Here is a 22,919-nt window from a genome sequence, read left to right as displayed (position 1 = left end):
TTGTCTGGGCGGTGTAATTTAAGGGCATTGTACGCTTTTTCAAGCCCCTCGCCAAAGTCAAAAAGTTACAAGTTATGTTCGATTAAGACGAATTATATACCAGTCCGTATAGATTATTACCCACGCAGCGAGGTTTAAAATGTTCGTAATCGCGGCGTGTTACCGCAGGTATAGTGGTTCTACATCAAGGTGACACAGCAAAGAGTACGGACATTATAAACTCGCCCTTCGGGAAGGTCTGGCAAGCTTCCCAATTCAATCCTAATACCATCCTATTTTGTTCTTTCTTAACTGAAACTGAATATGAAGTCTTGTGTGTGTAAGTGCGACCTAATTTGCGTATTCAGCGGAAATTTACATCAATTGACAGTATTTGGCGAAAATAAAACGCTGCGAGCATAGGCAAATGGCACTCTTTTTGCGACAATCTAGCGAAATACTTTCTATTACAGGTTGTTGTGCTTTTAAACATTGTCATTTTTCTTGTTGGGCTGATTGTACTGAGTTGGAGCGCTGACCGGTTTGTATATGGCGCCTCAGCATTAGCAAAAAACATCGGCATTTCTCCAATGATGATCGGACTAACGATTGTCGCTATGGGATCTTCGGCACCTGAAATTGTGGTTTCCGCCATAGCCTCCGCAAATGGCAATATGAACACCGCCGTGGGTAACGCGCTAGGTTCTAACATCACGAACATCGCGCTAGTTTTAGGTATAACCGCGCTAGTGAAACCATTGCTTGTTTCATCAACAACGTTAAAGCGCGAACTTCCAGCACTCCTTATCATCTCATTGATTGCCATTGGCTTTATGTTTGACGGTGAACTTAAGTCTTATGAAGGCATTATCCTACTAGGCCTGTTCATTTTCGTACTGGCAATGATGGCGTGGCTGTCGCTACAGGTAGATAAAGAAGACCCTCTGGTTGCGGAAACCGCAGATGAAATCCCCAAAGGCGTTTCAAATACGTCAGCCCTCATTTGGATTGGTGTAGGCCTTGTAATACTTCCATTAAGTGCTCACTTTTTGGTGAACTCGGCAGTAGAAATTGCCAGATACATGGGCATTTCGGATTTGGTTATCGGACTAACGATTATCGCGTTTGGTACAAGTCTACCTGAGCTAGCAGCAAGTGTTGCGGGTGTACTGAAAGGTGAAGACGATTTAGCACTGGGTAATATCATCGGCTCAAATATCTTCAACCTACTTGCCGTACTTGGCGTGCCCGGCTTAATCGCGCCTGGTATCCTGGACCCTGACGTTTATAACCGAGATATGTACGTAATGCTTGGTTTAACCTTATTATTGTTCTTGTTCAGCTTCGATTTAATCGGCAAACGTACAATATCAAGAACTAATGGATTCATACTTCTGGCTTGCTTTATCGGCTATCAATTCTGGCTATTCGGATAATCATGAATACACAAACTCAGATGAACTATATCGACTCAGCGAAGCGCGTTATTGAAATTGAAACGCAGGCTATTGCTAATCTGGCAGAACGCTTAAACAATGAATTTATCGCTGCCTGTAATATTCTCTTTGCCTGCAAGGGTAAAGTTGTCGTGAGTGGTATGGGAAAGTCTGGGCATATCGGCAATAAAATTGCCGCTACGCTTGCCAGTACAGGTACTCCTGCGTTTTTCATGCACCCTGGTGAAGCCAACCATGGCGACTTGGGCATGCTAAGCAAAGGCGATGTCTTACTCGCCATCTCTAATTCTGGCGAGACTAACGAACTCGTTAATTTATTGCCCGTAGTTAAACGCTTAGGCATACAGGTGGTCGCCATGACCAACAGTGCTTCCAGCTCATTAGGACAACACGCAGATGTCGTACTTGATATCAGCGTTGAAAAAGAAGCGTGTTCGCTAGGCCTTGCTCCTACGTCAAGCACAACCGCCACACTGGTTATGGGTGATGCGCTTGCGGTAGCACTACTAGACCAAAAAGGTTTCACCTCAGATGACTTTGCGCTTTCGCACCCAGGCGGCAGTTTAGGCAGAAAACTTCTGCTTAAAGTTAGCGATATCATGCAAAGCGGCAGTGATATCCCCCTTGTCCATGCCAGTGCTTCTGTTGCTGACGCACTGCTGGAAATATCTAAAAAGGGGTTGGGTATGACAGGCGTGATAGCGGCAGACGGTACGCTGACAGGCGTCTTTACGGATGGCGACCTACGACGAATTCTCGATGCCCGCGTAGACGTACACAGTGCGACAGTGAAAGAAGTAATGACTAAAGGCGGCAAGACTACCACCGCAGGTCAGCTGGCTGTAGAAGCCCTGAATTTGATGGAAACCCATAAAATTAGTGCGTTAATGGTTACTGACGATAAGCGCAAACCTGTTGGGGCATTTAACATGCATATGCTACTAAAAGCAGGAGTGCTTTAAATGACAACCACCTTGTACACGGAAATAAATGACTCGCTTTTCGCTAAACTAGCCAAGATAAAGTTGCTGGTATGCGACGTTGATGGTGTGTTCTCAGATGGCCGAATTTATTTAGGTAACGACGGTGAAGAACTTAAAGCATTCCATACCCGTGATGGATATGGTGTAAAAGCGCTAGTGAGCAATGGAGTGAATGTCGCGGTTATTACTGGACGTCGCTCTGCCATTGTTGAAAATAGAATGAAGGCACTGAATGTTGCACATATAATTCAAGGCGAAGAGAATAAAGCAGACGCGCTTAGTGACCTGATGAAACGCCTTGAGTTAAACACTGACGAAGTGGCTGCGGTAGGTGATGACATGCCAGATACGGGTATGTACAAGCACGTTGCGGTTAAAATTGCGGTTGCCGATGCCCATCCTTACGTAGCAAAACAAGCAAACTGGATTACGACCCTTCCCGGTGGGTTTGGCGCGGTCCGAGAAATATCGGATACCATTTTGCAGGCCAAAGGGGTAACAAATGAGATTTTTGGAGCTAGTGTATGAGCCTGTTTGGCTTTAATCGCTTAGGATTAAGTATATCGGCGCTATTTATTCTGGCGATGCTGATGTACATCCCTACGTGGATGGAAGAGCAGCCTGAAACGCAGGGGAATCGTGAAAACGATGCGCTAAAGCCCGCCTACAAAGCAAAAAATCTAACCACTACGCTGTACAATCAAGACGGTGAGTTAAATCACAAAGTATTTGCAGAGTCGATGGAGCATTACGACCAGCTTGGCTTTGTATTGTTTCAGCAACCTAAATACACCCTTTATACAGAAAACGCGTCATCACCATGGGTGGTAACCGCTGATGAAGGTACACTATACAATAACGAGCTAATCCAGCTGGAAAACCAAGTTAATATTGAGAACCAAACTGGCGATGACTTTGTCAGAAGTATATCGACCGAGTACATTCAAATTAATTTAGAAACCAAGCAAATGACATCTGACCAACCCGTTGAAATACTGGGCACCCAATATGTCATTTTAAGTAATGGGTTTAACGCGAATTTACGCACACAAGAATACGAGCTTTTAGATCATGTACAAACCACTTATTCCCCTAGCAACTAGTTTATTGCTTGCCATCGCTAGCGGTGCGGTACACGCCAGTGAAGATGATTTTTCGCAGCCCATAAAAATAGGCTCGAACACCCAGTTTATCGACGGTAAAAATAAAACCGCGTTGTACAAAGACGACGTACTCATAACTCAAGGCTCTTTGGTTATTGAAGCTGACGAAGTGGAAGTAATTGCCACTGACGGTGGTGGTCGTGAAATATTTATTGCTAGAGGAAAGCCTGCAAGCTATTCCCAGCAATTGGAAGACGGCACGCCAGTTTCGGCAAAAGCTAATGAAATACGCTATGAAGTGGTGAACCGAACGATTTCTCTTGCTGGAAACGCAGAGTTGAAACAAGACACCAGTAAAGTACAGGGTGACAACATCACGTTCGATATGATTACCGAGCAATTGCTAGCGACTGGCGGCGCAGGTAAGGATGGTGAGGGTCGAGTGACCACAGTATTCACACCTGAGACCATTCGCAAAACTTCGTCTAAGAAAGACAAAAAAGACAACGAGGGCAATGAATAGCAATGGCAACTTTGAGCGCTAAAAATCTTGCTAAGGCTTACAAGTCAAGACAGGTTGTACGAGATGTAAGCCTGTCTGTCTCAACGGGTCAAATTGTCGGTCTTCTTGGCCCAAATGGCGCTGGTAAGACCACCACATTCTACATGATTGTTGGTTTAGTGAATTTGGATAAAGGCAAGATTGAAATTGACGACAATGAGCTAACTCATCAGCCCATGCACGAGCGTGCACGCCGCGGAATAGGCTACCTACCGCAGGAAGCCTCTATTTTCAGAAAGCTCACGGTACATGAAAATATCATGGCCATTTTGCAAACCCGTAAAGATTTAAATTCACAACAGCAAGAAGAAGAAGCTGATGCGCTACTTGATGAATTTAATATTAACCATATACGTAATAGTACGGGGATGAGTTTGTCAGGGGGCGAACGCCGTCGCGTTGAGATTGCCCGCGCTCTGGCAGCAAAACCGCAATTTATTTTGTTAGATGAACCATTTGCTGGTGTTGATCCAATATCAGTTAATGATATAAAGAAGATAATACAACATCTTCGCGATAGGGGGATTGGAATCCTTATCACGGACCATAACGTACGAGAGACATTGGATGTTTGTGAAAAGGCGTACATTGTGAGTCATGGCGAGCTTATTGCGCAAGGAACGGCGGAACAGGTTTTAAGTAATCAAAAAGTAAGGGATGTATACCTAGGCGAACAATTCAGGCTATAGTTAATGTAACCGAATTGTCATTTTTCAGTTTCGCTCTGGTATATTCAATTTAGAGCATTTAAATAAGACGTAGATGAAACCATCTTTACAGCTAAAATTTAGCCAACAACTTACCATGACACCACAGCTTCAGCAGGCCATTAAACTGCTGCAGCTTTCTACACTTGATCTTCAACAAGAGATCCAAGAAGCGCTCGATTCTAATCCGCTATTAGAAGTTGAAGAAGGTAATGACGAGCCGCAACTAGAAAAGAACAATATCGACAACGATGACAGCGGCTCTGAGGCCACTGCTTCTGCATCTAGTGACACACTAGAAGCCGGCGATGCACTTGAGAAAAACGATCTTCCCGATGAGCTGCCAATCGACAGCACATGGGACGAATACTACTCTGCTTCATCTTCGCCTGCTCCGGGTCCATCCAATGACGACGAGCAAATCTTCCAAGGTGAGACTACTGAAGATATTCAAGAGCACCTTCTTTGGCAAATGCGCCTTACCCATTTCTCGGATACCGATCGCGCAATCGCTACAGCAATCATCGACTCTATTGACGAGTCAGGTTATTTAACCGTTACCCTTGATGATATTTTAGAAGCGGTCAACGATGATGATATGGAAGAGCCAATTGAAATGGACGAAATAGAATGTGTGCTAAAGCGCATTCAGATGTTCGACCCTATTGGTTCTGGCTCACGCTCTCCACAAGAATGTTTGATGGTGCAATTGCGCCAATTTTCAGAAGACACACCGTGGCTTGCTGAAGCAAAGCAACTGATTGAAGAGTACTCTGACTTACTGAGCAGCAAAGACTATCGTACGCTTATGCGTAAAAGCCGATTGAAAGAAGATCAGCTACGCGAGGCAATGCGTTTACTGCAAACCTTGAATCCTCGCCCAGGTAGTGCTTTAGTTACTAAAGAGCCTGAGTACGTTATTCCTGATGTCTCAGTAACCAAGAAAAATGGCCGTTGGGTGGTTGAGCTGAACCCCGACAGTCTGCCTAAGTTAAGCGTAAATCAACAATACGCAGCAATGAGTCGCCGTGCCAAGAATAGTAGCGATTCACAATTCATCCGCTCACACATGCAAGAGGCTAAGTGGTTCATAAAGAGCCTTGAATCTCGTAACGAAACCTTAATGAAGGTTGCAAACTGCATTGTGCAGCAGCAAATGGGCTTTTTTGAGCACGGCCCGGAAATGATGAAACCAATGGTGCTAAATGATGTCGCAGAAATGGTAGATATGCACGAATCCACTATTTCGCGAGTGACAACGCAAAAGTACATGCATACGCCACGTGGAATCTTCGAATTGAAGTATTTCTTCTCAAGCCACGTTGCAACAGAGTCTGGTGGTGAATGTTCATCTACAGCGATTCGTGCATTGATCAAGAAATTAGTGGCCGCTGAAAAGCCTAGCAAGCCGCTAAGTGATAGCAAGATTGCTTCATTGTTGGCCGAACAAGGCATTAAAGTTGCCCGGCGAACAATAGCAAAGTACCGGGAATCGTTGTCGATCCCGCCGTCGAACCAACGCAAAAGCCTTATTTAATCGGGCTTAATAATATAAGGAAGACGAAATATGCAAATCAACCTTACTGGTCATCATGTCGAAATCACCGACTCTTTGCGTAATTATGTCGATACGAAGTTCAGCAAACTTGAACGTCACTTTGATCACATTTCTAATGTGCATGTCATCCTGAACGTTGAAAAATTAAATCAAAAAGCCGAAGCGACCGTTCATTTAAGTGGCGCTGAAGTATTCGCATCCTCAGAAAATACCGACATGTATGCGGCGATTGACAGCATGGTTGATAAACTCGACCGGCAGGTAATCAAGCATAAGGAAAAACTGAAAAAACATTAGTAGTTAATTAAGCATGGATATACAAGCCATCGTAAGTCTGGACCGCACCGAGTGTGCGGTTCAGTGTAATAGTAAAAAGCGAATTCTTGAGATCATCGCTGATATCGCTGCCAAGCAAAACGAGAACATTGATCAGGCAACGGTACTTAACAGTTTGATGGCTCGAGAGCGTATGGGTAGTACAGGCATTGGCAATGGTATCGCCCTGCCCCACGGGCGCCTGCCGGGCCTTGAGAAAGTGATTGCCATTGTTGTAACCAGCACGCCAGCAATCGACTTTGACGCCCTTGACGAGAAACCCGTAGACATCTTTTTTGCGCTACTCGTTCCCGAGGAACAGACCGAAGGACACCTTCAAACGCTGGCCACCGTGGCTGGTAAACTAAGCGACAAAGAAACGATTAAAGCAATACGTCGCGCAACGACAAGCGACGATATTCTATCTGCATTAAGTTAAACATTAAGCGCCTATTAACCGTTTAGTAGGCGCCTAATTCAACAACGCGTATGTGATAAAACCAGAGTATTAGGGAGAAAGTAGGTGAAGCTGATAATAATCAGTGGTCGTTCGGGGTCTGGTAAGTCTGTCGCACTTCGCGCATTGGAAGATTTAGGTTATTACTGTGTTGATAATATCCCGGTAAACTTACTTCCCACCTTAACCCATACAGTTGTTGACGAGTACGATCAGGTTGCGGTAAGTATCGATGTGAGAAACTTACCTAAAAATCCTGACGATTTGGTAGAAATTCTAGACTACCTGCCTTCTTCGTGGTCGATGACCATTGTTTACATTGACGCGAGCGATGATGTACTGGTTAAGCGTTTTAGCGAAACACGTCGTCTTCACCCTCTCGCCAAGCTTAATAAATCGCTTTCAGAAGCCATTAAAGCCGAGTCAGCCCTACTTGCTCCTATTGCTGAACGCGCAGATTTATATTTAGACACTGATAAGCTTACCATTCACCAACTGGCAGAGTTAATTCGAGAGCGTATCTTGGGTAAGAAAAGCTCACGCCTTGTGCTTGTGTTCGAGTCGTTTGGCTTTAAGCACGGTATTCCTAAAGATGCGGATTACGTTTTTGATGCCCGCTTTTTACCTAACCCCCACTGGGAGCCGGACCTTAAACATCTGACCGGATTAGACGCGCCAGTAGAAGTATTTTTGGGGTCGCAGCCTGTAGTGACCAAGTTCATTTGGCAAATTCAGAATTTAATAACGACATGGCTGCCTCATTTAGAGCGCAATAACAGAAGTTACGTAACCGTAGCGATTGGCTGTACTGGTGGCCAACACCGTTCGGTTTATATCGCACAGACCCTGTCGAAAACCTTCAGTGAAATACACCCTGATGTACAAATTCGCCATAGAGAGCTGAATCAGTAATGACTATTCAAAAAACGCTAACTATCGTCAATAAGTTAGGGTTGCATGCAAGAGCGGCGACCCAACTGGTTAAACTGGCTAATCAATTCGACGCTAAAATCATCTTAAAAAAAGGCGATAAAGAAGCAGACGCAAGCAGTGTATTGGGATTAATGATGCTTGAAAGCCATCAAGGTGAACAGGTAGACGTGATTGTGGACGGCAGTGATGCTGTTGATGCACTTGCAGCTATTGAAGAGCTTATTGAGGGCAGATTTAACGAAGACGAATAGTCTTACTTGCCCAATCCATTGACCAATTAATCAACACTTAGCGCAGTTATCTTAAAATCCCGCGCAAAACCTACGCAATTATCATGACAGACTCATCATAATTGCGATATTCTACGCCCACTTAGGCTCTATGGCCTGCATTGTTCATCTTTTAGCTTGTAGGAATAACGCCTTATGGCAGAAGCGCTTGTTTCTAAATACGTACAAACTCAGTTACGCGCACTCAACGCTGCGTTGACCAACGGTCAATTCGTATCTGTACGTAAGCTTCTGCTTGAATTACCGCCTTCAGACGTCGCCCACATTCTTGAATCTAGCCCTAGCAGAACCCGTGACGAATTATGGGAGCTCATTGATGGTGACTTTCACGGCGACATTTTAGAAGAACTGTCTGACGATGTTCGAAACGGTATCATTACAAAAATGCTTCCCGCTAATGTGGTTGACGCACTTGAAGAGATGGATACCGATGACTTAGCAGAGACGCTAAGCAGCCTTCCCGAGCCAGTATTGGCCGACATTCTAGACTCGATGGATGCACAAGATCGCGTGCGCGCAGAGCAAGCGCTGTCTTACGGTGAAGAAACCGCTGGTTTCATCATGAACACCGACACCATCACATTACGTCCCGATGTGACCATTGACGTGGTTCTGCGCTATATCCGCTTAAAAGGCGAGCTACCTGAGAATACGGATACGTTTTACGTGGTAAACCGAACTGACAACCTTGTTGGTATTGTTCCGGTTACCCGTTTACTCACCGCAGATACCGACGATAAAGTGTCTGACGTTATGGACGAGGAATCTGAAGCGATTCCTGTGAATATGCCAGACGATGAAGTGGCAAGCCTGTTCGAGCGATACAATTGGCTTTCAGCACCTGTTGTAGATGAAAACCATCGCTTAGTGGGCCGAATTACCATTGATGACGTGGTTGATATTATTCGTGAAGACGCGGAACACTCGATGATGAGTATGGCGGGTCTTGATGACGACGAAGATACCTTTGCACCCGTTATGCAAAGTACCAAACGACGCTCGGTGTGGCTGGCAGTAAACTTAGTGACGGCGCTAATGGCTGCGATGGTGAGTGATCTATTTGAAGCAACGCTGAGCCAACTGGCTGTGTTAGCTATTCTAAATACCATTGTCCCTAGTATGGGCGGTGTAGCGGGTAATCAGACGCTAACGCTAGTTATCCGTGGTATGGCACTAGGCCATGTTAACGCAAGTAACTCACGATGGCTTATCAGTAAAGAAATATCCATCGGCTTTTTAAACGGTGCTATTTGGGCGGTGCTTATTGCCTCTGTCATCGCGTTATGGAAACAAGATTACATGCTGGGCGTAATTATTGCCTTTGCCATGATGGTAAACATGATTGCGGCTGCTTTAGCGGGTGCAACCTTACCTATGATCATGAAGCGTCTTAAGATAGACCCTGCCCTAGCTGGCAGTGTTATCTTAACTACGATAACCGATGTAGTGGGTATTTTTGCTTTCTTAGGTACTGCGACGCTGTTTCTAATTTAAGTTAATTTTGAACTCTCATGCCTGATAGGGCATGGGTGAGCTAAACAACACTCATGCAATAAGCGCTTTCGCTATATATCCATTGACGTTCAGCTTGTAACCCACACCCCAGACGGTTTCTACTAGCTGTCCACCATTTTCAATACTGTTGATTTTATCAAGCTTAGTGCGTAAACGATTTATATGGGTATTCACCGTGTGCTCGTAGCCTTCGTGGTTATAGCCCCACACCTCACTGAGCAATTGATTGCGAGAAAAAACTTGGTTTGGATGACGACAAAAATAATCCAGTAGCGCAAACTCCCTAGCCGTTAACGTCAGCACTTGGCCGTTTAGGGTTACGCTATGAAAACGCTGGTCGATTTTAAGGGGTCCTATTTCGATGCGCTCTTCACTACCTTGAGATGGTCTTAAATGTGCTTGGCTAGGCATACTTCTGCGCATATGGGAGCGAATACGGGCAGTAAACATGCGTGCATCAAATGGCCCTGATAGATAATCATCTACGCCTACTTCATAGTAGTTTGCTTCATCTACCTCTTCGTCGGCCACATCGTCTGTCATCGCGTCACTTTCCACTGCCATCACCCAACTTTCTGGGTTCGTATCAACAAGGCCTTTTATACGATTAAGACAGATAATGTTTCCATGCGACTCAACAATAACGAGCGAATAATGCTGCGCCTTAAGCAACGACTCTGCGGATTGAAAATTAGAGACTGCGTCGTAAAGAAAGCTATGCTTACTTAAGCATTGCGATATGTTCTGTTGAAACTTATTTCCACTGTAGATGATAAGGATCATATCTCGCTCCTAATTCGCCAATAAAAAACAAGACCAGTGCGTTCGTGGTTTTCTTTCACAGTGATTACAATTTTTTTATAAAAAATATAAATTCAGAATTTATAACAGCACTGTTATTTATTGAGACGAATCTGTGTGCAATTTGTGAAAGTTCTGTGATGAATTGGACATTTTACTGCCCTAAATTTTTATGCGATTTAAGCCATAAATAAGGACAATAAAATGAAATTCACTAAACTTGCTAGCGCAACGCTTTTGTCGCTAGCAGCAGTATCAGTAAGCCAAGCTGTCACTTTAGACATTGAAATTACCAACCTTACTCAGGCGCAGAGTTTTACGCCGCGTTTAGTCATAGCTCACGATGACACCGTCGATGCCTTTGAAGTTGGGCAACCTGCGTCGTCAGCTTTAGCGTGGTTAGCTGAAGCTGGTGTTATTGACGACGAACAAAATGCTGATTCAAGCGGCGCAAACTTTGAAGCGTTACTCGGCCCTGTTGATACCGACAATGGTTCAAATACGTGGCACCGTTTTGGCGGACTTCTCGCGCCGAAAGCTACGTTAAGCTATCCCTTCGATACTATGGACAAGCCATATCTTTCGCTACTTTCCATGCTAATACCTACTAACGACGCTTTTGTTGGTATGGACAGTATTGAAATTCCAACCGAGCCGGGTACCTACACTTATTACCTTAATGCATACGACGCCGGTACTGAGCTTAACGATGAATTAAATAGTGCCCGTACAGATGTTGTTGAAGCTGGGACCGGAAACGCGCTGGGTGGATATGGCGTACCGGGTGTTGCCGGTGGCGGCGCTCCCACTCGTATTGTTGATTTGGGTACAGGTGGCACGGGTGTGGGTGCACAAATCGTTAATGGCGAAATTGAAGATGGTGAAGATGGCCCAGTACACATCCACCGCAATGCGCTTGGTGATACTGATAGCGCCGCTGGTGCCAGTGATCTGGACTCTACCGTACACCGTTGGTTGAACCCAGTAGCACGTGTAGTTATTACTGTTCCTGCATCTTAAGGAGCCAATACGATGAATAATCCAATAATTAAACTCAGTACATTATTGATGCTTTCAGCGCTTCTTGCTGCCTGCGGCGACGATGGTGATACAGGCCCTCAAGGACCAGCGGGTCCGCAGGGGGAAGCAGGTACTGACGGACAAGATGGTACGGATGGCCAGGACGGTTCGGACGGACAAGACGGTATTAATGGTAATTCAGCGGTTTATACCGTACAAATTACCAATTTAACCTACTCTCAGCCCTTTGCACCTGCCGCCGTCATATTGCATGAGTCAGGCTTCCATTCATTTAATGAAGGCGAGCCAGCCAGCATGGGCATTGAAATAATGGCTGAAGGCGGTGACCCGTCTATGGTCATTACTGAAGCCATGGACTCCACGGACTTTTTGGATGCCCAAAACTCTGGGGGCATACTGGGTCCTCGCTCAATGGGCGCAGAACTAACTCTTGTGGTTCCAGAACTCGATGCTGACGACCTTCGCCTTACGGTAACGATAATGCTGGTCAACACCAACGACGCATTCACCGGCTTAAACGCTGCGAATGTAAGCAACATGGCGGTTGGTGATATAAAAACGTTCATGACAGTGACTTGGGATGCGGGTACAGAAGCAAACACAGAAACAGCTGCTACTATGCCAGGCCCTGCCGCTAGTGCAGCGGGTGGCGGCGGAGAAGCTGCGGGCTATGATGTGGTGAGGGATGATCTTGCCGATGCAGTAAGACTTCACCAAGGTGTAGTCACTAGTGCAAACGCTGACGATCCAAGCCGTGAGGGCCTGTCTACATCGGTACTAACCGAGGCCCATCGCTTTGATTTCCCAACGAGCCGCGTGGTGATAACCCGAACCCGTTAAATGGTCAAACACAGTACACGTGAAAGCGCCCTATTACTCAGGTAATGGGGTGTTTTTACTTTTGTGCGAAGGGGAAACGGAGATAAAACTTAACGGGAATAAGAAAGATAAGCGCTGGCTTTGCTGAGTAGATAAACTTCACAAAACCAGGCTAATACGTTATTTGATAAGCTATTTAATAAGTTACTTAATAAGCTACTTAATAACTTTAAGGGTAGGTTTACCCTTTTTAGGTGGAACAGGTGCGTCTTTCACGTCGCTTGCATCAGCATCTTCCAGCGACGTCGGACCGCTAGGTTGAGAAACATCTTCAGATGTTTCTGGACGCTCTTGCTGCGCACGAGCCACATCTTCTTCAGTGGCGAATACCGTACCTGCACCATTTTCTCTTGCGTAAATAGCCATTACCGCTTCACAAGGCATACTTAATCTTCTAGGTTGCCCAGAAAAGCGTGCTTGAAACGATAAGCCATCTAAATCGAGAGAAAAGTTAACACACGCACTAGGTGATACGTTTAAAACGATCTGACCGTCTTTAACGAATTCCTGCGGCACTTCAACCAACTCGTTGGTTGCATCTACCACAATGTACGGCGTTAAGTCGTTATCAACAATCCACTCATAAAAAGCCCTAAGCAAATAGGGCTGGTTTGACGTCATAGATGTCATAACGGGTTGTGGATCTCGCGCTCTTGGTCAGTCAGAGACGCTTTAAATGAACTACGAGAGAAAATACGGTTCATGTAAGCGTTAATTTCTTTGCTGCCAGCACCGTTTAGTTCAATACCTAGTGCAGGTAAACGCCATAATAGCGGAGCAAGGTAGCAATCAACTAAGCTGAACTCTTCGCTCATAAAGTAAGGCATTTCACCAAATACAGGCGCAAGAGATAGCAAAGCTTCACGCAGCTCATTACGTGCTGCTTCTACATCACCTTCGCCACGGAAAATACGGGCAGCAAGCGAGTACCAGTCTTGCTCGATGCGGTGCATCATAAGGCGGCTCTGACCACGTGATACTGGGTAAACCGGCATAAGTGGTGGATGAGGGAAACGCTCATCAAGGTATTCCATGATGATGTGCGACTTGTAAAGTACAAGCTCGCGATCAACTAGAGTTGGAACAGTACCGTAAGGGTTAAGCTCCAACAGATCTTCAGACAAGTTGCTAGGATCTGTGTAGCTGATTTCAACACCCACACCTTTTTCTGCCAACACAATACGCACCTGGTGGCTATAAATATCAATTGTGTCAGAGAACAACGTCATAATAGAACGTTTATTCGCGGCTACGGCCATTCAATTTCCTCCGTCGAGAAACAAGTTTACGCTTACAAACGGTAAGCTTATTACGTTAACTCGTGCTACCTGAAGACCCTATTTACTAGGATTTTCAGATAGCACGAGTAAATACCAAAAAAGGGGGCGAGAAGCCCCCTTTTCATATTATACATAAATCTGTGCGATTAGTGCACTTCTCGCCAGTATTCTTTCTTCAGTAAGTAAACAAATACAAACAATACTGCGATAAAGATAAGTACCCACTTACCGATTTTGTGAGATTCAAGTTTAGAAGGCTCACCTGTGTACTCTAGGAAGTTCACGATATCGGCAACAGCTTGGTCGTACTCGTCAGGAGACATTGCGCCAGTACCATCTGACTTAATGCCTACATAACGCTTAACCATCTCTCCATCAACCATTTGCTCTTCATAAGTACGTGTTGGCGTACCTTGAAGTGGTTGAAGTACGTGTGGCATACCTACTTCTGGGAATACTGTGTTGTTCACACCAAATGGGCGGCTTTCGTCAACATAGAAAGAGCGCAGGTAAGTGTAAATCCAGTCTTCGCCACGAACACGAGCCACTAGCGTTAGGTCTGGTGGAGCAGCACCGAACCAGCCAGCAGCGGCTTCTTCTGGCATTGCACGAGTAATGTAGTCAGACACTTTTTCACCCGTGAACTGCAGGTATTCTTGACCTAGTTCGTCAGGAATACCCAAGTCTTGGAATGAACGCTGATAGCGCTGATACTTCATTGAGTGACAGCCTAAGCAGTAGTTCATGAACAATTGTGCACCGCGTTGTAAAGACGCCTTATCGGTTAAATCGATAGGCGCTTTATCTAGGTGTACGTTCCCGCCTGCCGCAAGCGCTACGCCAGGTAGGAAGAAGGCTAAAAAGCACATCATTTTTTTCATTTAGAAATCCTCTCTGGCACAGGTTTAGTGTTTTCGTTTTTGCTGTACAAGAACAGTGCTACGAAGAAACCGAAGTACATTACCGTTGCAACTTGCGACGCAATGATTTTCCAGTTTTCTTGTGGTGTACCACCTAGGTAACCTAGGAAAATAAACACAATTGCAAACACGATAAGGTTTACTTTGTGTAGGCCACAACGATAGCGCCATGACTTAACACGACCACGATCTAACCAAGGCAGGGCAAATAGCGCAGCAATTGCACCGAACATCGCTAATACACCGAATAGCTTATCAGGAACCGCTTTTAGTACTGCATAGAACGGTGTGAAGTACCAAACAGGGAAGATATGCTCTGGTGTTTTAAGTGGGTTAGCAATTTCAAAGTTAGGGTGCTCTAGGAATTTACCGCCCATTTCAGGGGCAAAGAACAGCACGTAAGTGAACAATGCTAAGAATACACAGAACGCCACAAGGTCTTTAAGTACGATGTGTGGGAAGAACGGCAATACGTCATCAGCAATGTCGTACTTGCTTGTGTAGTATTCATGAATTTCATACTTCGTCTTTTCAGACTCAGGTAGTGAACCTTTCTTGTGCTTGATAGCGATACCATCAGGGTTGTTAGAGCCCACTTCGTGAAGTGCAATAATGTGAAGGAACACAAGAATAACGATAACCAGAGGCAGCGCAATTACGTGAAGTGCGAAGAAACGGTTAAGCGTAGCGCCAGAGATAACGTAGTCACCTTGTAGCCAGATAACAAGGTCAGGACCAACAACAGGAATAGCACCGAATAGTGATACGATTACCTGCGCACCCCAGTAAGACATTTGTCCCCAAGGTAGAACGTAACCCATGAAAGCTTCTGCCATAAGCGCTAGGTAAATAAACATACCAAACACCCATAGAAGCTCACGAGGCTTCTGGTAAGAGCCGTAAATCATGCCACGGAACATGTGTAGATATACCACAATAAAGAACGCCGATGCGCCAGTACTGTGCATGTAACGGATGATCCAACCGTAGTCGATCTCACGCATGATGTATTCAACAGAAGCAAATGCGCCTTCTGAAGATGGAACGAAGTTCATGGTCAACCAAATACCAGTAACAATCTGGTTAACCAAAACAATAGTTGCTAGAAAACCGAACACATACCAGAAGTTCATGTTCTTTGGAGCAGGATATTGAAGAGCGTGCATATTCGCAACGCGCATCATTGGGATGCGCTCTTCAATCCAACCTAGGAAAGCATTCATATTACACGGCCTCCGCTTCTGAACCGATGATGATGTTATTGTCATCAACGAATTGATATGGCGGTACAACCAGGTTCAACGGTGCAGGAACGTTTTGGAATACACGTCCAGCCATGTCGAATTTCGAACCGTGGCACGGGCAGAAGAATCCATCTGGAACGCCTTCAACCACTTCTTCAAATGCACCGTCTTTAAGATGCTGTGGAGAACAACCCAGGTGAGTACAGATACCAACAAGGATAAGGTACTCTTCCTTCATTGAACGGAAACGGTTTTGAGCAAAGGCAGGCTGCTGCTCAGCTTCAGAGTTAGGATCTTTCAGCTTATCTTCGTGCGTGCCTAGTTCTTCAAGAATTTCAGGCGTACGACGTACAATCCACACAGGCTTGCTTCGCCACATCACACGTACTAACTGTCCAGGCTCAATCCCGCTGATATCTACTTCAACGTCAGCACCGGCGGCTTTCGCTTTGGCGCTTGGATTCCAGGACGCAATAAAAGGCACAGCAGCACCAACGACACCTACACCACCAACTACCGACGTGGCAACGGTCAAGAACCGACGACGAGTGTTGTTTTCTGGCTGGTTTTCATTGTGTGCAGACTCTGTTGCATCTACAGATACATTGCTCATCCACATTTCTCCAGGTTTGGATAATTATGATGTGTAACCCAAGCTTATACTGGTTTTATCACGCTTGCGTCATGCATCATATGGCTTGTCATGACAGCGACGTAACAGTAAAAATTTACTGGTTTACGAGGTCACGAAAGTTTTCAAAATTTTCGACCGCAAATGATAAAAGAAAAGCCCTTATAAACACAAGGTTTTACTGATATTTAAGCGATAAATTAATTCAAAAGGTGTGTTTAGGTTTAGTGAGGGAAAGGCCTAAAATCAAGGTTTTGAAGAATATTTGGTTAGATAACACCAGCAAATTAAACCTTTGTTATGAATTGTAGAGGCTTGAAGACTTTACTGAATGTGGGACGCAGGCAACTTGTAATAGAAAAAAGAGCAAAAAAAACCCGGCATAAGCCGGGTTTTTGCAAATACAAAAAACGTAAAAATTAACGCTTTGAGAATTGTGGACGCTTACGCGCTTTGTGTAGACCAACTTTCTTACGTTCAACGCGACGTGCGTCACGAGTAACGAAGCCAGCTTTACGAAGTGCTGGACGTAGTGCCTCATCATACTCCATAAGAGCACGAGTAAGACCGTGACGGATTGCACCCGCTTGACCGTTAGAACCACCACCTTTAACAGTGATGTATACGTCAAACTTTTCAGTCATTTCAACAAGTTCAAGTGGCTGACGAACAACCATGCACTCTGTTTCACGACCAAAGTACTCGTCAAGAGCGCGTTGGTTTACTTTAATGCTACCTGTGCCTGGACGTAGGAACACACGAGCAGTAGAACTTTTGCGGCGGCCTGTGCCGTAGTATTGAGTATCTGCCATGTTAATAGCTCCTTAAATGTCCAAAACTTGTGGTTGCTGTGCGGTGTGCTTGTGCTCTGCACCTGCGTAAACTTTCATTTTACGGAACATTGCGCGACCTAGAGGGCCTTTTGGCAACATGCCTTTAACTGCTTTTTCAATAACCATTTCTGGCTTGTGAGCAATTAGTTTTTCAAAGTTTGTCTCTTTAAGACCACCTGGGTAACCAGAGTGCGCATAGTACATTTTGTCTTGCGCTTTACGGCCTGTTACCGCAACTTTCTCAGCATTGATTACTACGATGTAATCACCAGTGTCCACGTGAGGTGTGTACTCTGGCTTGTGCTTACCACGAAGGCGTAGTGCGATTTCAGAAGCCAAACGGCCTAGAGTTTTGTCTGTGGCGTCTACCACATACCAGTCACGTTGAACCGTTTCTGGCTTAGCAACAAAAGTTTTCATTTTCAAATTCACCCGAATAATATCGTCGTTACTGATTTCTGAACACCAGAAATCACCTTAAAATCAACACAATGACCCCTTCGAGCCGGCTGATTCTTCCACCTTCCCAAAGGTGGGCGTAACTGGGCAGGGCGCGAATTATACAGGAATTGAAGGAAATGCGAACCCCTAAGCACAAAAAATATGGATAAAATTCCATCATCTGCCGATGACACAGAAACAGATTTAAGGTAACGTCAAACTGTTGTGTTCGGAACCAATATAAAAACAAATGAAAATGTCTCGCTTCGTAGCTTCAATGATGATGCTACACACGCTACTTTTGTCCAGTGTAAATGCTGAGGAGTTAGTATATACACGTGCGTTTGCCGATGATGATTATGGAAGTTATCACGTAGCTGTGCTCAATGCCGTATTTAAGGCAACAAAGGAATATGGCGATATAACCCTTGTCCCTCATCCTCAGCCCATGACGCAAAGTCGTCAGATGCAATCCCTATTAAAGGGAGAAGCAGACGTACTGTGGAGCGTAACGAACCAGACTCGAGAACAAAAGCTCATTCCTATTAAGCTTCCTTTACTCAAAGGATTTGCTGGATTCAGAGTGCTTGTTATTAACCCATCCCGGCAAAGCGAACTCACCGAAGATGCCGATGGCCGAACCTTGAAAAACCTTACAATGGTTCAAGGCACTGACTGGCCAGATATGGATGTCTTAACGGCTAATGGGTACAGAGTTGAAGGAGAAGATTGGAGTTCGTGGTTTGGCTCAATGTATTCAATGGTCTCTCGCAACCTTGTCGACGCCTTTCCCCGCAATATTATCGAAGTACACCGCGATTTAGAACGCCACAAAGATAAGCATGTCTCTTTAGAGCAGTTCCACCTATTAAAATACCCCAACTATGAGTACTTTTTTGTTAGCCCAGATAACCCTGCCCTCGCGAATAGATTGAGATTAGGTCTTATCAAGATTCTAGACGATGGAGAACTCGAACGTATCTTCGATAGCTTCGAAGGGCACAGAAAAGCAGAAATGCTTGCCGATGCTGAAAGTAGAAAAATTCACAAGCTCGGCAACCCAACAATACCTTATAAACTAGATTACGCGCGTTGGGATAAATACAAAGATATAGCAATACGCGCGCTCGAAAAAGAGATGTCAGAGTAAAACACTAAGCACTTAAGGTTTTCTTAAGGTCTCTCGTTTAGTGTTTTGATTTGTTTTTTTATCAATGAGTTTTTTATGCGTGTACTGCTTGTAGAGGACGATAGGCCGTTGTCTGGCGCCCTCGCCCTTTCACTAAAGAATGCCAACTTCACGGTAGACTGTGTTTATTCAGGCGCAGATGCCCTTGCAACGCTTCGAGCGGGCCAAAGTGACATTGTCATTCTTGACTTGGGTTTACCCGACACAGATGGCCTCGACGTACTAAAATCTATTCGAAAGAAAAACGCAACGCTTCCTGTGTTGATCTTAACTGCACGGGACAAAACGCTAGACAAAATCTCTGGCTTAGATGCAGGCGCCGACGACTACTTACCTAAACCGTTTGAAATAGAAGAACTGTTAGCTAGGATTAGAGTACTTGAGCGTCGTCTGAGCACAGCATCTCACAGCATTGTTAGTGTTAAGAATGTCAGCCTTGATACTGCCCATCATACGCTTACTATCGACAATCAAAACGTTCACTTACCTCGACGTGAACTCATGCTACTAAAAGCGCTTATTGAAAACGCAGGGCGCATACTGAGTAAAGATCAGCTGGAAAATAAACTTTATGAGTGGGGAGAGGAAGTGGCAAGCAACACAATAGAAGTACACGTGAGTAATTTGCGTAAAAAAATGCCTCCTGAGTTTATTAAGACTATTCGAGGCGTCGGTTATTGCATTTCAAAATCGGGGGAGTGAATTGTCTTCAATTCGCCGCTTTCTAATTCTTACACTGATCAGCGCGCTTGTTTTAGTGATATTTAGTGCAGCACTTAAAGGCTACCGCGCAACGCTGGGTATATCGAATACCTTGTTAGATAACGAGTTAGTTGAGCTATCCCGCGCAATCTCTTACGTAGATAGCGGCACCCGCACACAGCAACAGACACTTTTCTTCCAGGTATGGAAACAAGGTAAGCTGGCCAGCTCATCTACTGACGCGCTAAGCACGCCATTAACCAGCTTCTCCGAGGGTTTTTCTGAAGTAAACGCACTGGGTACACGCTGGCGGGTACATACCCGGTTTAACCCGAATAATGATAGCTGGTATATGGTAGCTCAACCCGTAAGTAGTCGCTTCACTTTAACTGACTCGCTAACTGTAGCCGCCATCACCCCTTTTATAATTAGTGTGCCTATTCTTGCATTCATTCTCTTTTTTGGCATTACTTGGGGACTATCGCCGTTAAAACACCTATCAAAACTCCTTGCCAGCCGACAGGGTAATGATTTTTCTACCATTGCGTTATCCCGTGAGCCCAGTGAACTTAGCCCTGTTGTTACTACGTTAAACACCATGTTCACGCGACTGAATTCAGCATTCGAACGAGAGCAGCAATTCGCATCAAACGCGGCGCATGAGCTTAGAACTCCGCTCAGCGTGATGAAAATAAACATTCACAATATAGCGAACGAGTTAGGTGAAAAAGGCCACGTGTTGGCTCCGCTCAAAGCAGACACTGATAGAATGATCCACGCGGTAAATCAATTCCTTTTGCTTACTCGCACCAGCCCAGAAACGTTTGCAGAACAGCGAGAACCTGTAAATGTGCACGTGGTCGCGCAAGAGGTGATTAGTGACCTATACGGCGCTATTGAAAATAAAAACCAAGAGATAGCACTGGAAGGAGAAGAAGCTTGGTTGCTAAGTTCTCAATTTGTCCTTTACACCTTGCTTCAGAACTTAGTGAGCAATGCGAGTAAATACTCTCCTAGCGGTGCACAAATAATTATTAAGATTGAACGACGGAAAGACGAGCTTATTTTAAGCGTCTGCGATTCTGGGCCAGGCATCCCTGCTGACCAGCGCGCTGTCGTGCTAAACCGGTTCAAAAGAGCATCTAACAGCTCGCCTCATTCGGGAAGCGGCTTGGGGCTAGCCATTGTAGAACAAATCGTTGTATTACACGGGGCTGAGCTCTCTTTAGATGAAAGTTCGCTCGGGGGATTAGAAGTTAGGGTGGCATTTTCCAATGACTACATACTCTAAGATTTCTTTATTCTGCTTTTCAGCCCTTTGTGCTTTTTATACGCCCCTTGCGTTCGCCTTACCTGAAGTGGTGGTGGAAATTAAAGAGCACTTATTCTTTCCTCAGGAAGTGATTGTGCCTGCAGGGCAAAAAGTAAAGCTAACCTTTGTCAATTTCGATGATACTCCCGAAGAAATAGATAGCTTTTCTTTGAACAGAGAAAAAGTGATATTTGCGAAAAGCCGAGGGACCATCTTTATTGGCCCATTAAAAGCCGGTGAGTATCCTTTTTTTGGTGAGTTTCATCCTAATAGCGCAATAGGAAAGGTAATAGTTAAAAGCAAAGAGGGCACGCTGGATGCTAATTAATACCGTCGTTCTCTTCTTGCGTGACACCTTGCCCATATTCATGCTCATTAGTGTATTGCTGGCGCTGCCGCGTGTATCTACGCTTGCCGTTGTGTGGCGGGTGTTGCTGCTGGTATTGCTCGCTGTATTTACCTACCCCCAGCTAGGACTGGTATCGCAACTATCAGAAGGTGCCGGATTTGAGTATCTCAAATCAATACTGTTTTTTATTGCGTGGTTGGGTATGTGCCTTGTTGTCCTTTTGCCGTCACGCATGTCGAATAGGTTCAGTCTAGGCCTCACCCTGCTAATAATAGGTATTGGCTTACCCAATTCGCTGCACTTTTTAGTTTATTTTGTTTCCGAGTTATCAGGTAATAGTGATAGTACGTTATTGCTCTTGGGCACTATCATTGGTCTGGGTATAAGTATTAGCATCGCGATTCTACTTAATATTTTGCTCACCCACTTTGTTAGCAAGCGAGCAACATACTTTTTTGCAACCACATTTGTGGCAGCTCAAACCGCTAATATCGCATTATTATTGGAACAAACTGACACCTTCCCATCGCCAAGGCAGCTATGGGATAGCAGCACAATTATTAGTGACAATAGCGAATATGGTCATCTTCTGAATTCTCTTATTGGCTATGAGGCTACGCCCTCTATGAGCTATTTATTGGTGTTTTTCTTCGCACTTATCGTGCCTAATTTAATTGCTTTCTTTTCTTCAAAAAAGAGATTCTCTGATGAAATTCAGGAGGTCGCACAGTGAGACGTTTTCTCCTTACTGCTATCGCATTATGCGCCGTGTTTTCAAGTAACGGTTATGCAGATAATTTTACCGTAGATAAGGTTTATCACCCTTATGTATTACCCTTTGAACGTGAGTTTGAGTGGCGACTTACCTCAAGACAAAATGACGATGGCAATGTTTTAATGCAACGCTTCTCATTCGGCCATGCACTTTCAGAGTTTATGATCCTCGAGACATACCTTGTCGGTGCGCGGGATGAAAATGAAGATTTTGGCTTAGAAAGCTACGAAGTAGAGTTACGCTGGATGATGACTGAACAAGGGCGATACTGGGCTGACTGGGCAACGCTGTTTGAGCTGGAAAAGCAGCACAATACCGATGACTGGGAAGTTAAAGCGGGGATATTAACAGAAAAAGAGTTTGGCCAATTCAGTTTAACAACTAACATTAGCTTGGTGTACGAGTGGGGTCAAACTGTTGAGAATGAATGGGAAAGCGAATTTAAAGCCAAGTTTAGGTATCGCTGGATCCCTGAAGTACAACCTGGATTGGAAGTGTATGTAGCAGAGGATTTTATCGGGGTTGGTCCAGCATTCATGGGTATAAAACGCTTTGACCGACAGAAGCAGTTAAAATGGGAACTGGGCTTTATTGCCGGACTAAATGGTGACAGTAAAGATCACACACTTCGCATGTCGTTGGAATACGAATTTTAATGCAAGT

Annotated in this window: 28 protein-coding genes; 20 read left to right on the top strand and 8 right to left on the bottom strand. The window is 44.9% G+C overall.

Features of this window, described 5'->3' with window-relative positions; all coding sequences use genetic code 11:
- Positions 1-458 precede the first annotated feature (458 nt).
- The 12 genes from ACFI6J_RS13935 (at position 459) to mgtE (ending at position 9,838) form a co-directional block, all read left to right on the top strand.
- Complete coding sequence (locus ACFI6J_RS13935; protein ID WP_462586222.1) at positions 459-1,415, top strand: calcium/sodium antiporter; 957 nt, start codon at positions 459-461, stop codon at positions 1,413-1,415.
- A 2-nt stretch (positions 1,416-1,417) separates the two neighbouring features.
- The gene (locus ACFI6J_RS13930; RefSeq protein ID WP_283633306.1) at positions 1,418-2,398 is read left to right on the top strand and encodes a KpsF/GutQ family sugar-phosphate isomerase; all 981 of its coding nucleotides are present in this window, start codon (positions 1,418-1,420) and stop codon (positions 2,396-2,398) included.
- Positions 2,399-2,947: a 3-deoxy-manno-octulosonate-8-phosphatase KdsC gene (gene kdsC / locus ACFI6J_RS13925; RefSeq protein ID WP_131136027.1), complete on the top strand. Its 549-nt coding sequence runs from the start codon at positions 2,399-2,401 to the stop codon at positions 2,945-2,947.
- Entirely contained in the window at positions 2,944-3,522 is a 579-nt protein-coding gene (lptC, locus tag ACFI6J_RS13920; RefSeq protein WP_014948345.1) for an LPS export ABC transporter periplasmic protein LptC, read from the top strand. Before kdsC ends, lptC begins: the two co-directional genes overlap by 4 nt.
- A complete protein-coding gene (lptA, locus tag ACFI6J_RS13915) occupies positions 3,491-4,045 on the top strand; it encodes a lipopolysaccharide transport periplasmic protein LptA (protein WP_014948344.1) in 555 nt (184 codons plus the stop codon). The genes lptC and lptA overlap by 32 nt, the downstream gene beginning before the upstream one ends.
- Positions 4,046-4,047: 2 nt before the next feature.
- Positions 4,048-4,773: an LPS export ABC transporter ATP-binding protein gene (gene lptB, locus ACFI6J_RS13910; RefSeq protein WP_014948343.1), complete on the top strand. Its 726-nt coding sequence runs from the start codon at positions 4,048-4,050 to the stop codon at positions 4,771-4,773.
- 73 nt (positions 4,774-4,846) lie between these two features.
- On the top strand, positions 4,847-6,328 hold the full coding sequence (locus ACFI6J_RS13905; RefSeq protein ID WP_014948342.1) for an RNA polymerase factor sigma-54: 1,482 nt from the start codon (positions 4,847-4,849) through the stop codon (positions 6,326-6,328).
- A gap of 30 nt (positions 6,329-6,358) precedes the next feature.
- The gene (gene hpf / locus ACFI6J_RS13900; protein WP_012517338.1) at positions 6,359-6,646 is read left to right on the top strand and encodes a ribosome hibernation promoting factor; all 288 of its coding nucleotides are present in this window, start codon (positions 6,359-6,361) and stop codon (positions 6,644-6,646) included.
- 13 nt (positions 6,647-6,659) lie between these two features.
- A complete protein-coding gene (gene ptsN / locus ACFI6J_RS13895) occupies positions 6,660-7,103 on the top strand; it encodes a PTS IIA-like nitrogen regulatory protein PtsN (protein WP_014975727.1) in 444 nt (147 codons plus the stop codon).
- 84 nt (positions 7,104-7,187) lie between these two features.
- Positions 7,188-8,033 (top strand): RNase adapter RapZ, encoded by an 846-nt coding sequence (gene rapZ, locus ACFI6J_RS13890; protein ID WP_014948340.1) that lies wholly within the window; start codon positions 7,188-7,190, stop codon positions 8,031-8,033.
- Complete coding sequence (locus ACFI6J_RS13885) at positions 8,033-8,305, top strand: HPr family phosphocarrier protein (RefSeq protein ID WP_014948339.1); 273 nt, start codon at positions 8,033-8,035, stop codon at positions 8,303-8,305. Before rapZ ends, ACFI6J_RS13885 begins: the two co-directional genes overlap by 1 nt.
- Before the next feature lie 174 nt (positions 8,306-8,479).
- Positions 8,480-9,838 (top strand): magnesium transporter, encoded by a 1,359-nt coding sequence (gene mgtE, locus ACFI6J_RS13880; protein WP_014948338.1) that lies wholly within the window; start codon positions 8,480-8,482, stop codon positions 9,836-9,838.
- Positions 9,839-9,889: 51 nt separating this feature from the next.
- Here the strand turns inward: mgtE and ACFI6J_RS13875 are convergent, their stop codons facing one another.
- Positions 9,890-10,642 (bottom strand): response regulator transcription factor, encoded by a 753-nt coding sequence (locus tag ACFI6J_RS13875; RefSeq protein ID WP_156085968.1) that lies wholly within the window; start codon positions 10,640-10,642, stop codon positions 9,890-9,892.
- A gap of 222 nt (positions 10,643-10,864) precedes the next feature.
- On the opposite strand from ACFI6J_RS13875, the gene ACFI6J_RS13870 reads away from it, so the two are divergent.
- Both ACFI6J_RS13870 and ACFI6J_RS13865 read left to right on the top strand, forming a co-directional pair.
- Positions 10,865-11,680, top strand: coding sequence for a spondin domain-containing protein (locus tag ACFI6J_RS13870; RefSeq protein WP_039224560.1), 816 nt, complete (start codon positions 10,865-10,867; stop codon positions 11,678-11,680).
- A 12-nt stretch (positions 11,681-11,692) separates the two neighbouring features.
- Positions 11,693-12,541, top strand: coding sequence for a spondin domain-containing protein (locus ACFI6J_RS13865; protein ID WP_061439592.1), 849 nt, complete (start codon positions 11,693-11,695; stop codon positions 12,539-12,541).
- Positions 12,542-12,736: 195 nt separating this feature from the next.
- On the opposite strand, the gene ACFI6J_RS13860 is transcribed toward ACFI6J_RS13865, so the two are convergent.
- The 7 genes from ACFI6J_RS13860 to rplM form a co-directional block, all read right to left on the bottom strand.
- Positions 12,737-13,210, bottom strand: a complete 474-nt coding sequence (locus tag ACFI6J_RS13860) for a ClpXP protease specificity-enhancing factor (protein ID WP_014948334.1) — start codon at positions 13,208-13,210, stop codon at positions 12,737-12,739.
- The gene (gene sspA / locus ACFI6J_RS13855; RefSeq protein ID WP_012517332.1) at positions 13,207-13,839 is read right to left on the bottom strand and encodes a stringent starvation protein SspA; all 633 of its coding nucleotides are present in this window, start codon (positions 13,837-13,839) and stop codon (positions 13,207-13,209) included. Before sspA ends, ACFI6J_RS13860 begins: the two co-directional genes overlap by 4 nt.
- Before the next feature lie 167 nt (positions 13,840-14,006).
- Positions 14,007-14,741: a cytochrome c1 gene (locus tag ACFI6J_RS13850; protein ID WP_014948333.1), complete on the bottom strand. Its 735-nt coding sequence runs from the start codon at positions 14,739-14,741 to the stop codon at positions 14,007-14,009.
- Entirely contained in the window at positions 14,738-16,003 is a 1,266-nt protein-coding gene (locus ACFI6J_RS13845) for a cytochrome b (RefSeq protein WP_014948332.1), read from the bottom strand. The genes ACFI6J_RS13850 and ACFI6J_RS13845 overlap by 4 nt, the downstream gene beginning before the upstream one ends.
- Position 16,004: 1 nt before the next feature.
- On the bottom strand, positions 16,005-16,637 hold the full coding sequence (gene petA, locus ACFI6J_RS13840) for a ubiquinol-cytochrome c reductase iron-sulfur subunit (RefSeq protein ID WP_049586157.1): 633 nt from the start codon (positions 16,635-16,637) through the stop codon (positions 16,005-16,007).
- 437 nt (positions 16,638-17,074) lie between these two features.
- On the bottom strand, positions 17,075-17,467 hold the full coding sequence (gene rpsI / locus ACFI6J_RS13835; RefSeq protein ID WP_014948330.1) for a 30S ribosomal protein S9: 393 nt from the start codon (positions 17,465-17,467) through the stop codon (positions 17,075-17,077).
- A gap of 12 nt (positions 17,468-17,479) precedes the next feature.
- Complete coding sequence (rplM, locus tag ACFI6J_RS13830; RefSeq protein WP_014948329.1) at positions 17,480-17,908, bottom strand: 50S ribosomal protein L13; 429 nt, start codon at positions 17,906-17,908, stop codon at positions 17,480-17,482.
- Between the two features lie 271 nt (positions 17,909-18,179).
- On the opposite strand from rplM, the gene ACFI6J_RS13825 reads away from it, so the two are divergent.
- The 6 genes from ACFI6J_RS13825 to ACFI6J_RS13800 all read left to right on the top strand — a co-directional run bounded on the left by ACFI6J_RS13825 (position 18,180) and on the right by ACFI6J_RS13800 (position 22,912).
- The gene (locus ACFI6J_RS13825) at positions 18,180-19,079 is read left to right on the top strand and encodes a transporter substrate-binding domain-containing protein (RefSeq protein WP_156085966.1); all 900 of its coding nucleotides are present in this window, start codon (positions 18,180-18,182) and stop codon (positions 19,077-19,079) included.
- Between the two features lie 75 nt (positions 19,080-19,154).
- Positions 19,155-19,820 carry a response regulator gene (locus ACFI6J_RS13820; RefSeq protein WP_156085965.1) on the top strand — a complete coding sequence of 222 codons (666 nt, stop codon included), beginning with the start codon at positions 19,155-19,157 and terminating at the stop codon, positions 19,818-19,820.
- 1 nt (position 19,821) lies between these two features.
- On the top strand, positions 19,822-21,111 hold the full coding sequence (locus ACFI6J_RS13815) for a sensor histidine kinase (protein ID WP_014975720.1): 1,290 nt from the start codon (positions 19,822-19,824) through the stop codon (positions 21,109-21,111).
- Positions 21,095-21,460 (top strand): cupredoxin domain-containing protein, encoded by a 366-nt coding sequence (locus tag ACFI6J_RS13810; RefSeq protein WP_156085964.1) that lies wholly within the window; start codon positions 21,095-21,097, stop codon positions 21,458-21,460. Before ACFI6J_RS13815 ends, ACFI6J_RS13810 begins: the two co-directional genes overlap by 17 nt.
- On the top strand, positions 21,450-22,214 hold the full coding sequence (locus tag ACFI6J_RS13805) for a hypothetical protein (protein WP_049586151.1): 765 nt from the start codon (positions 21,450-21,452) through the stop codon (positions 22,212-22,214). Before ACFI6J_RS13810 ends, ACFI6J_RS13805 begins: the two co-directional genes overlap by 11 nt.
- Positions 22,211-22,912, top strand: a complete 702-nt coding sequence (locus ACFI6J_RS13800) for a hypothetical protein (protein WP_039235893.1) — start codon at positions 22,211-22,213, stop codon at positions 22,910-22,912. The genes ACFI6J_RS13805 and ACFI6J_RS13800 overlap by 4 nt, the downstream gene beginning before the upstream one ends.
- Positions 22,913-22,919 lie beyond the last annotated feature (7 nt).

The organism is Alteromonas sp. G4i13, from assembly GCF_054960505.1.
Note: the sequence above shows the minus strand (reverse complement) of the source record. Positions and strands in the feature narration are given on the sequence as shown.

Excerpts from the sequence above, each read along its gene's own strand:
- ACFI6J_RS13870 (WP_039224560.1), top strand. The coding sequence starts at position 10,865 with ATGAAATTCACTAAACTTGCTAGCGCAACGCTTTTGTCGCTAGCAGCA.
- rpsI (WP_014948330.1), bottom strand. The coding sequence starts at position 17,467 with ATGGCAGATACTCAATACTACGGCACAGGCCGCCGCAAAAGTTCTACT.
- rplM (WP_014948329.1), bottom strand. The coding sequence starts at position 17,908 with ATGAAAACTTTTGTTGCTAAGCCAGAAACGGTTCAACGTGACTGGTAT.
- ACFI6J_RS13850 (WP_014948333.1), bottom strand. The coding sequence starts at position 14,741 with ATGAAAAAAATGATGTGCTTTTTAGCCTTCTTCCTACCTGGCGTAGCG.
- ACFI6J_RS13805 (WP_049586151.1), top strand. The coding sequence starts at position 21,450 with ATGCTAATTAATACCGTCGTTCTCTTCTTGCGTGACACCTTGCCCATA.
- ACFI6J_RS13875 (WP_156085968.1), bottom strand. The coding sequence starts at position 10,642 with ATGATCCTTATCATCTACAGTGGAAATAAGTTTCAACAGAACATATCG.
- ACFI6J_RS13845 (WP_014948332.1), bottom strand. The coding sequence starts at position 16,003 with ATGAATGCTTTCCTAGGTTGGATTGAAGAGCGCATCCCAATGATGCGC.
- ptsN (WP_014975727.1), top strand. The coding sequence starts at position 6,660 with ATGGATATACAAGCCATCGTAAGTCTGGACCGCACCGAGTGTGCGGTT.
- ACFI6J_RS13905 (WP_014948342.1), top strand. The coding sequence starts at position 4,847 with ATGAAACCATCTTTACAGCTAAAATTTAGCCAACAACTTACCATGACA.
- lptA (WP_014948344.1), top strand. The coding sequence starts at position 3,491 with ATGTACAAACCACTTATTCCCCTAGCAACTAGTTTATTGCTTGCCATC.
- ACFI6J_RS13930 (WP_283633306.1), top strand. The coding sequence starts at position 1,418 with ATGAATACACAAACTCAGATGAACTATATCGACTCAGCGAAGCGCGTT.
- petA (WP_049586157.1), bottom strand. The coding sequence starts at position 16,637 with ATGAGCAATGTATCTGTAGATGCAACAGAGTCTGCACACAATGAAAAC.
- lptC (WP_014948345.1), top strand. The coding sequence starts at position 2,944 with ATGAGCCTGTTTGGCTTTAATCGCTTAGGATTAAGTATATCGGCGCTA.
- ACFI6J_RS13810 (WP_156085964.1), top strand. The coding sequence starts at position 21,095 with ATGACTACATACTCTAAGATTTCTTTATTCTGCTTTTCAGCCCTTTGT.
- lptB (WP_014948343.1), top strand. The coding sequence starts at position 4,048 with ATGGCAACTTTGAGCGCTAAAAATCTTGCTAAGGCTTACAAGTCAAGA.
- hpf (WP_012517338.1), top strand. The coding sequence starts at position 6,359 with ATGCAAATCAACCTTACTGGTCATCATGTCGAAATCACCGACTCTTTG.
- ACFI6J_RS13860 (WP_014948334.1), bottom strand. The coding sequence starts at position 13,210 with ATGACATCTATGACGTCAAACCAGCCCTATTTGCTTAGGGCTTTTTAT.
- mgtE (WP_014948338.1), top strand. The coding sequence starts at position 8,480 with ATGGCAGAAGCGCTTGTTTCTAAATACGTACAAACTCAGTTACGCGCA.
- ACFI6J_RS13865 (WP_061439592.1), top strand. The coding sequence starts at position 11,693 with ATGAATAATCCAATAATTAAACTCAGTACATTATTGATGCTTTCAGCG.
- ACFI6J_RS13820 (WP_156085965.1), top strand. The coding sequence starts at position 19,155 with ATGCGTGTACTGCTTGTAGAGGACGATAGGCCGTTGTCTGGCGCCCTC.
- sspA (WP_012517332.1), bottom strand. The coding sequence starts at position 13,839 with ATGGCCGTAGCCGCGAATAAACGTTCTATTATGACGTTGTTCTCTGAC.
- ACFI6J_RS13825 (WP_156085966.1), top strand. The coding sequence starts at position 18,180 with ATGAAAATGTCTCGCTTCGTAGCTTCAATGATGATGCTACACACGCTA.
- kdsC (WP_131136027.1), top strand. The coding sequence starts at position 2,399 with ATGACAACCACCTTGTACACGGAAATAAATGACTCGCTTTTCGCTAAA.
- ACFI6J_RS13885 (WP_014948339.1), top strand. The coding sequence starts at position 8,033 with ATGACTATTCAAAAAACGCTAACTATCGTCAATAAGTTAGGGTTGCAT.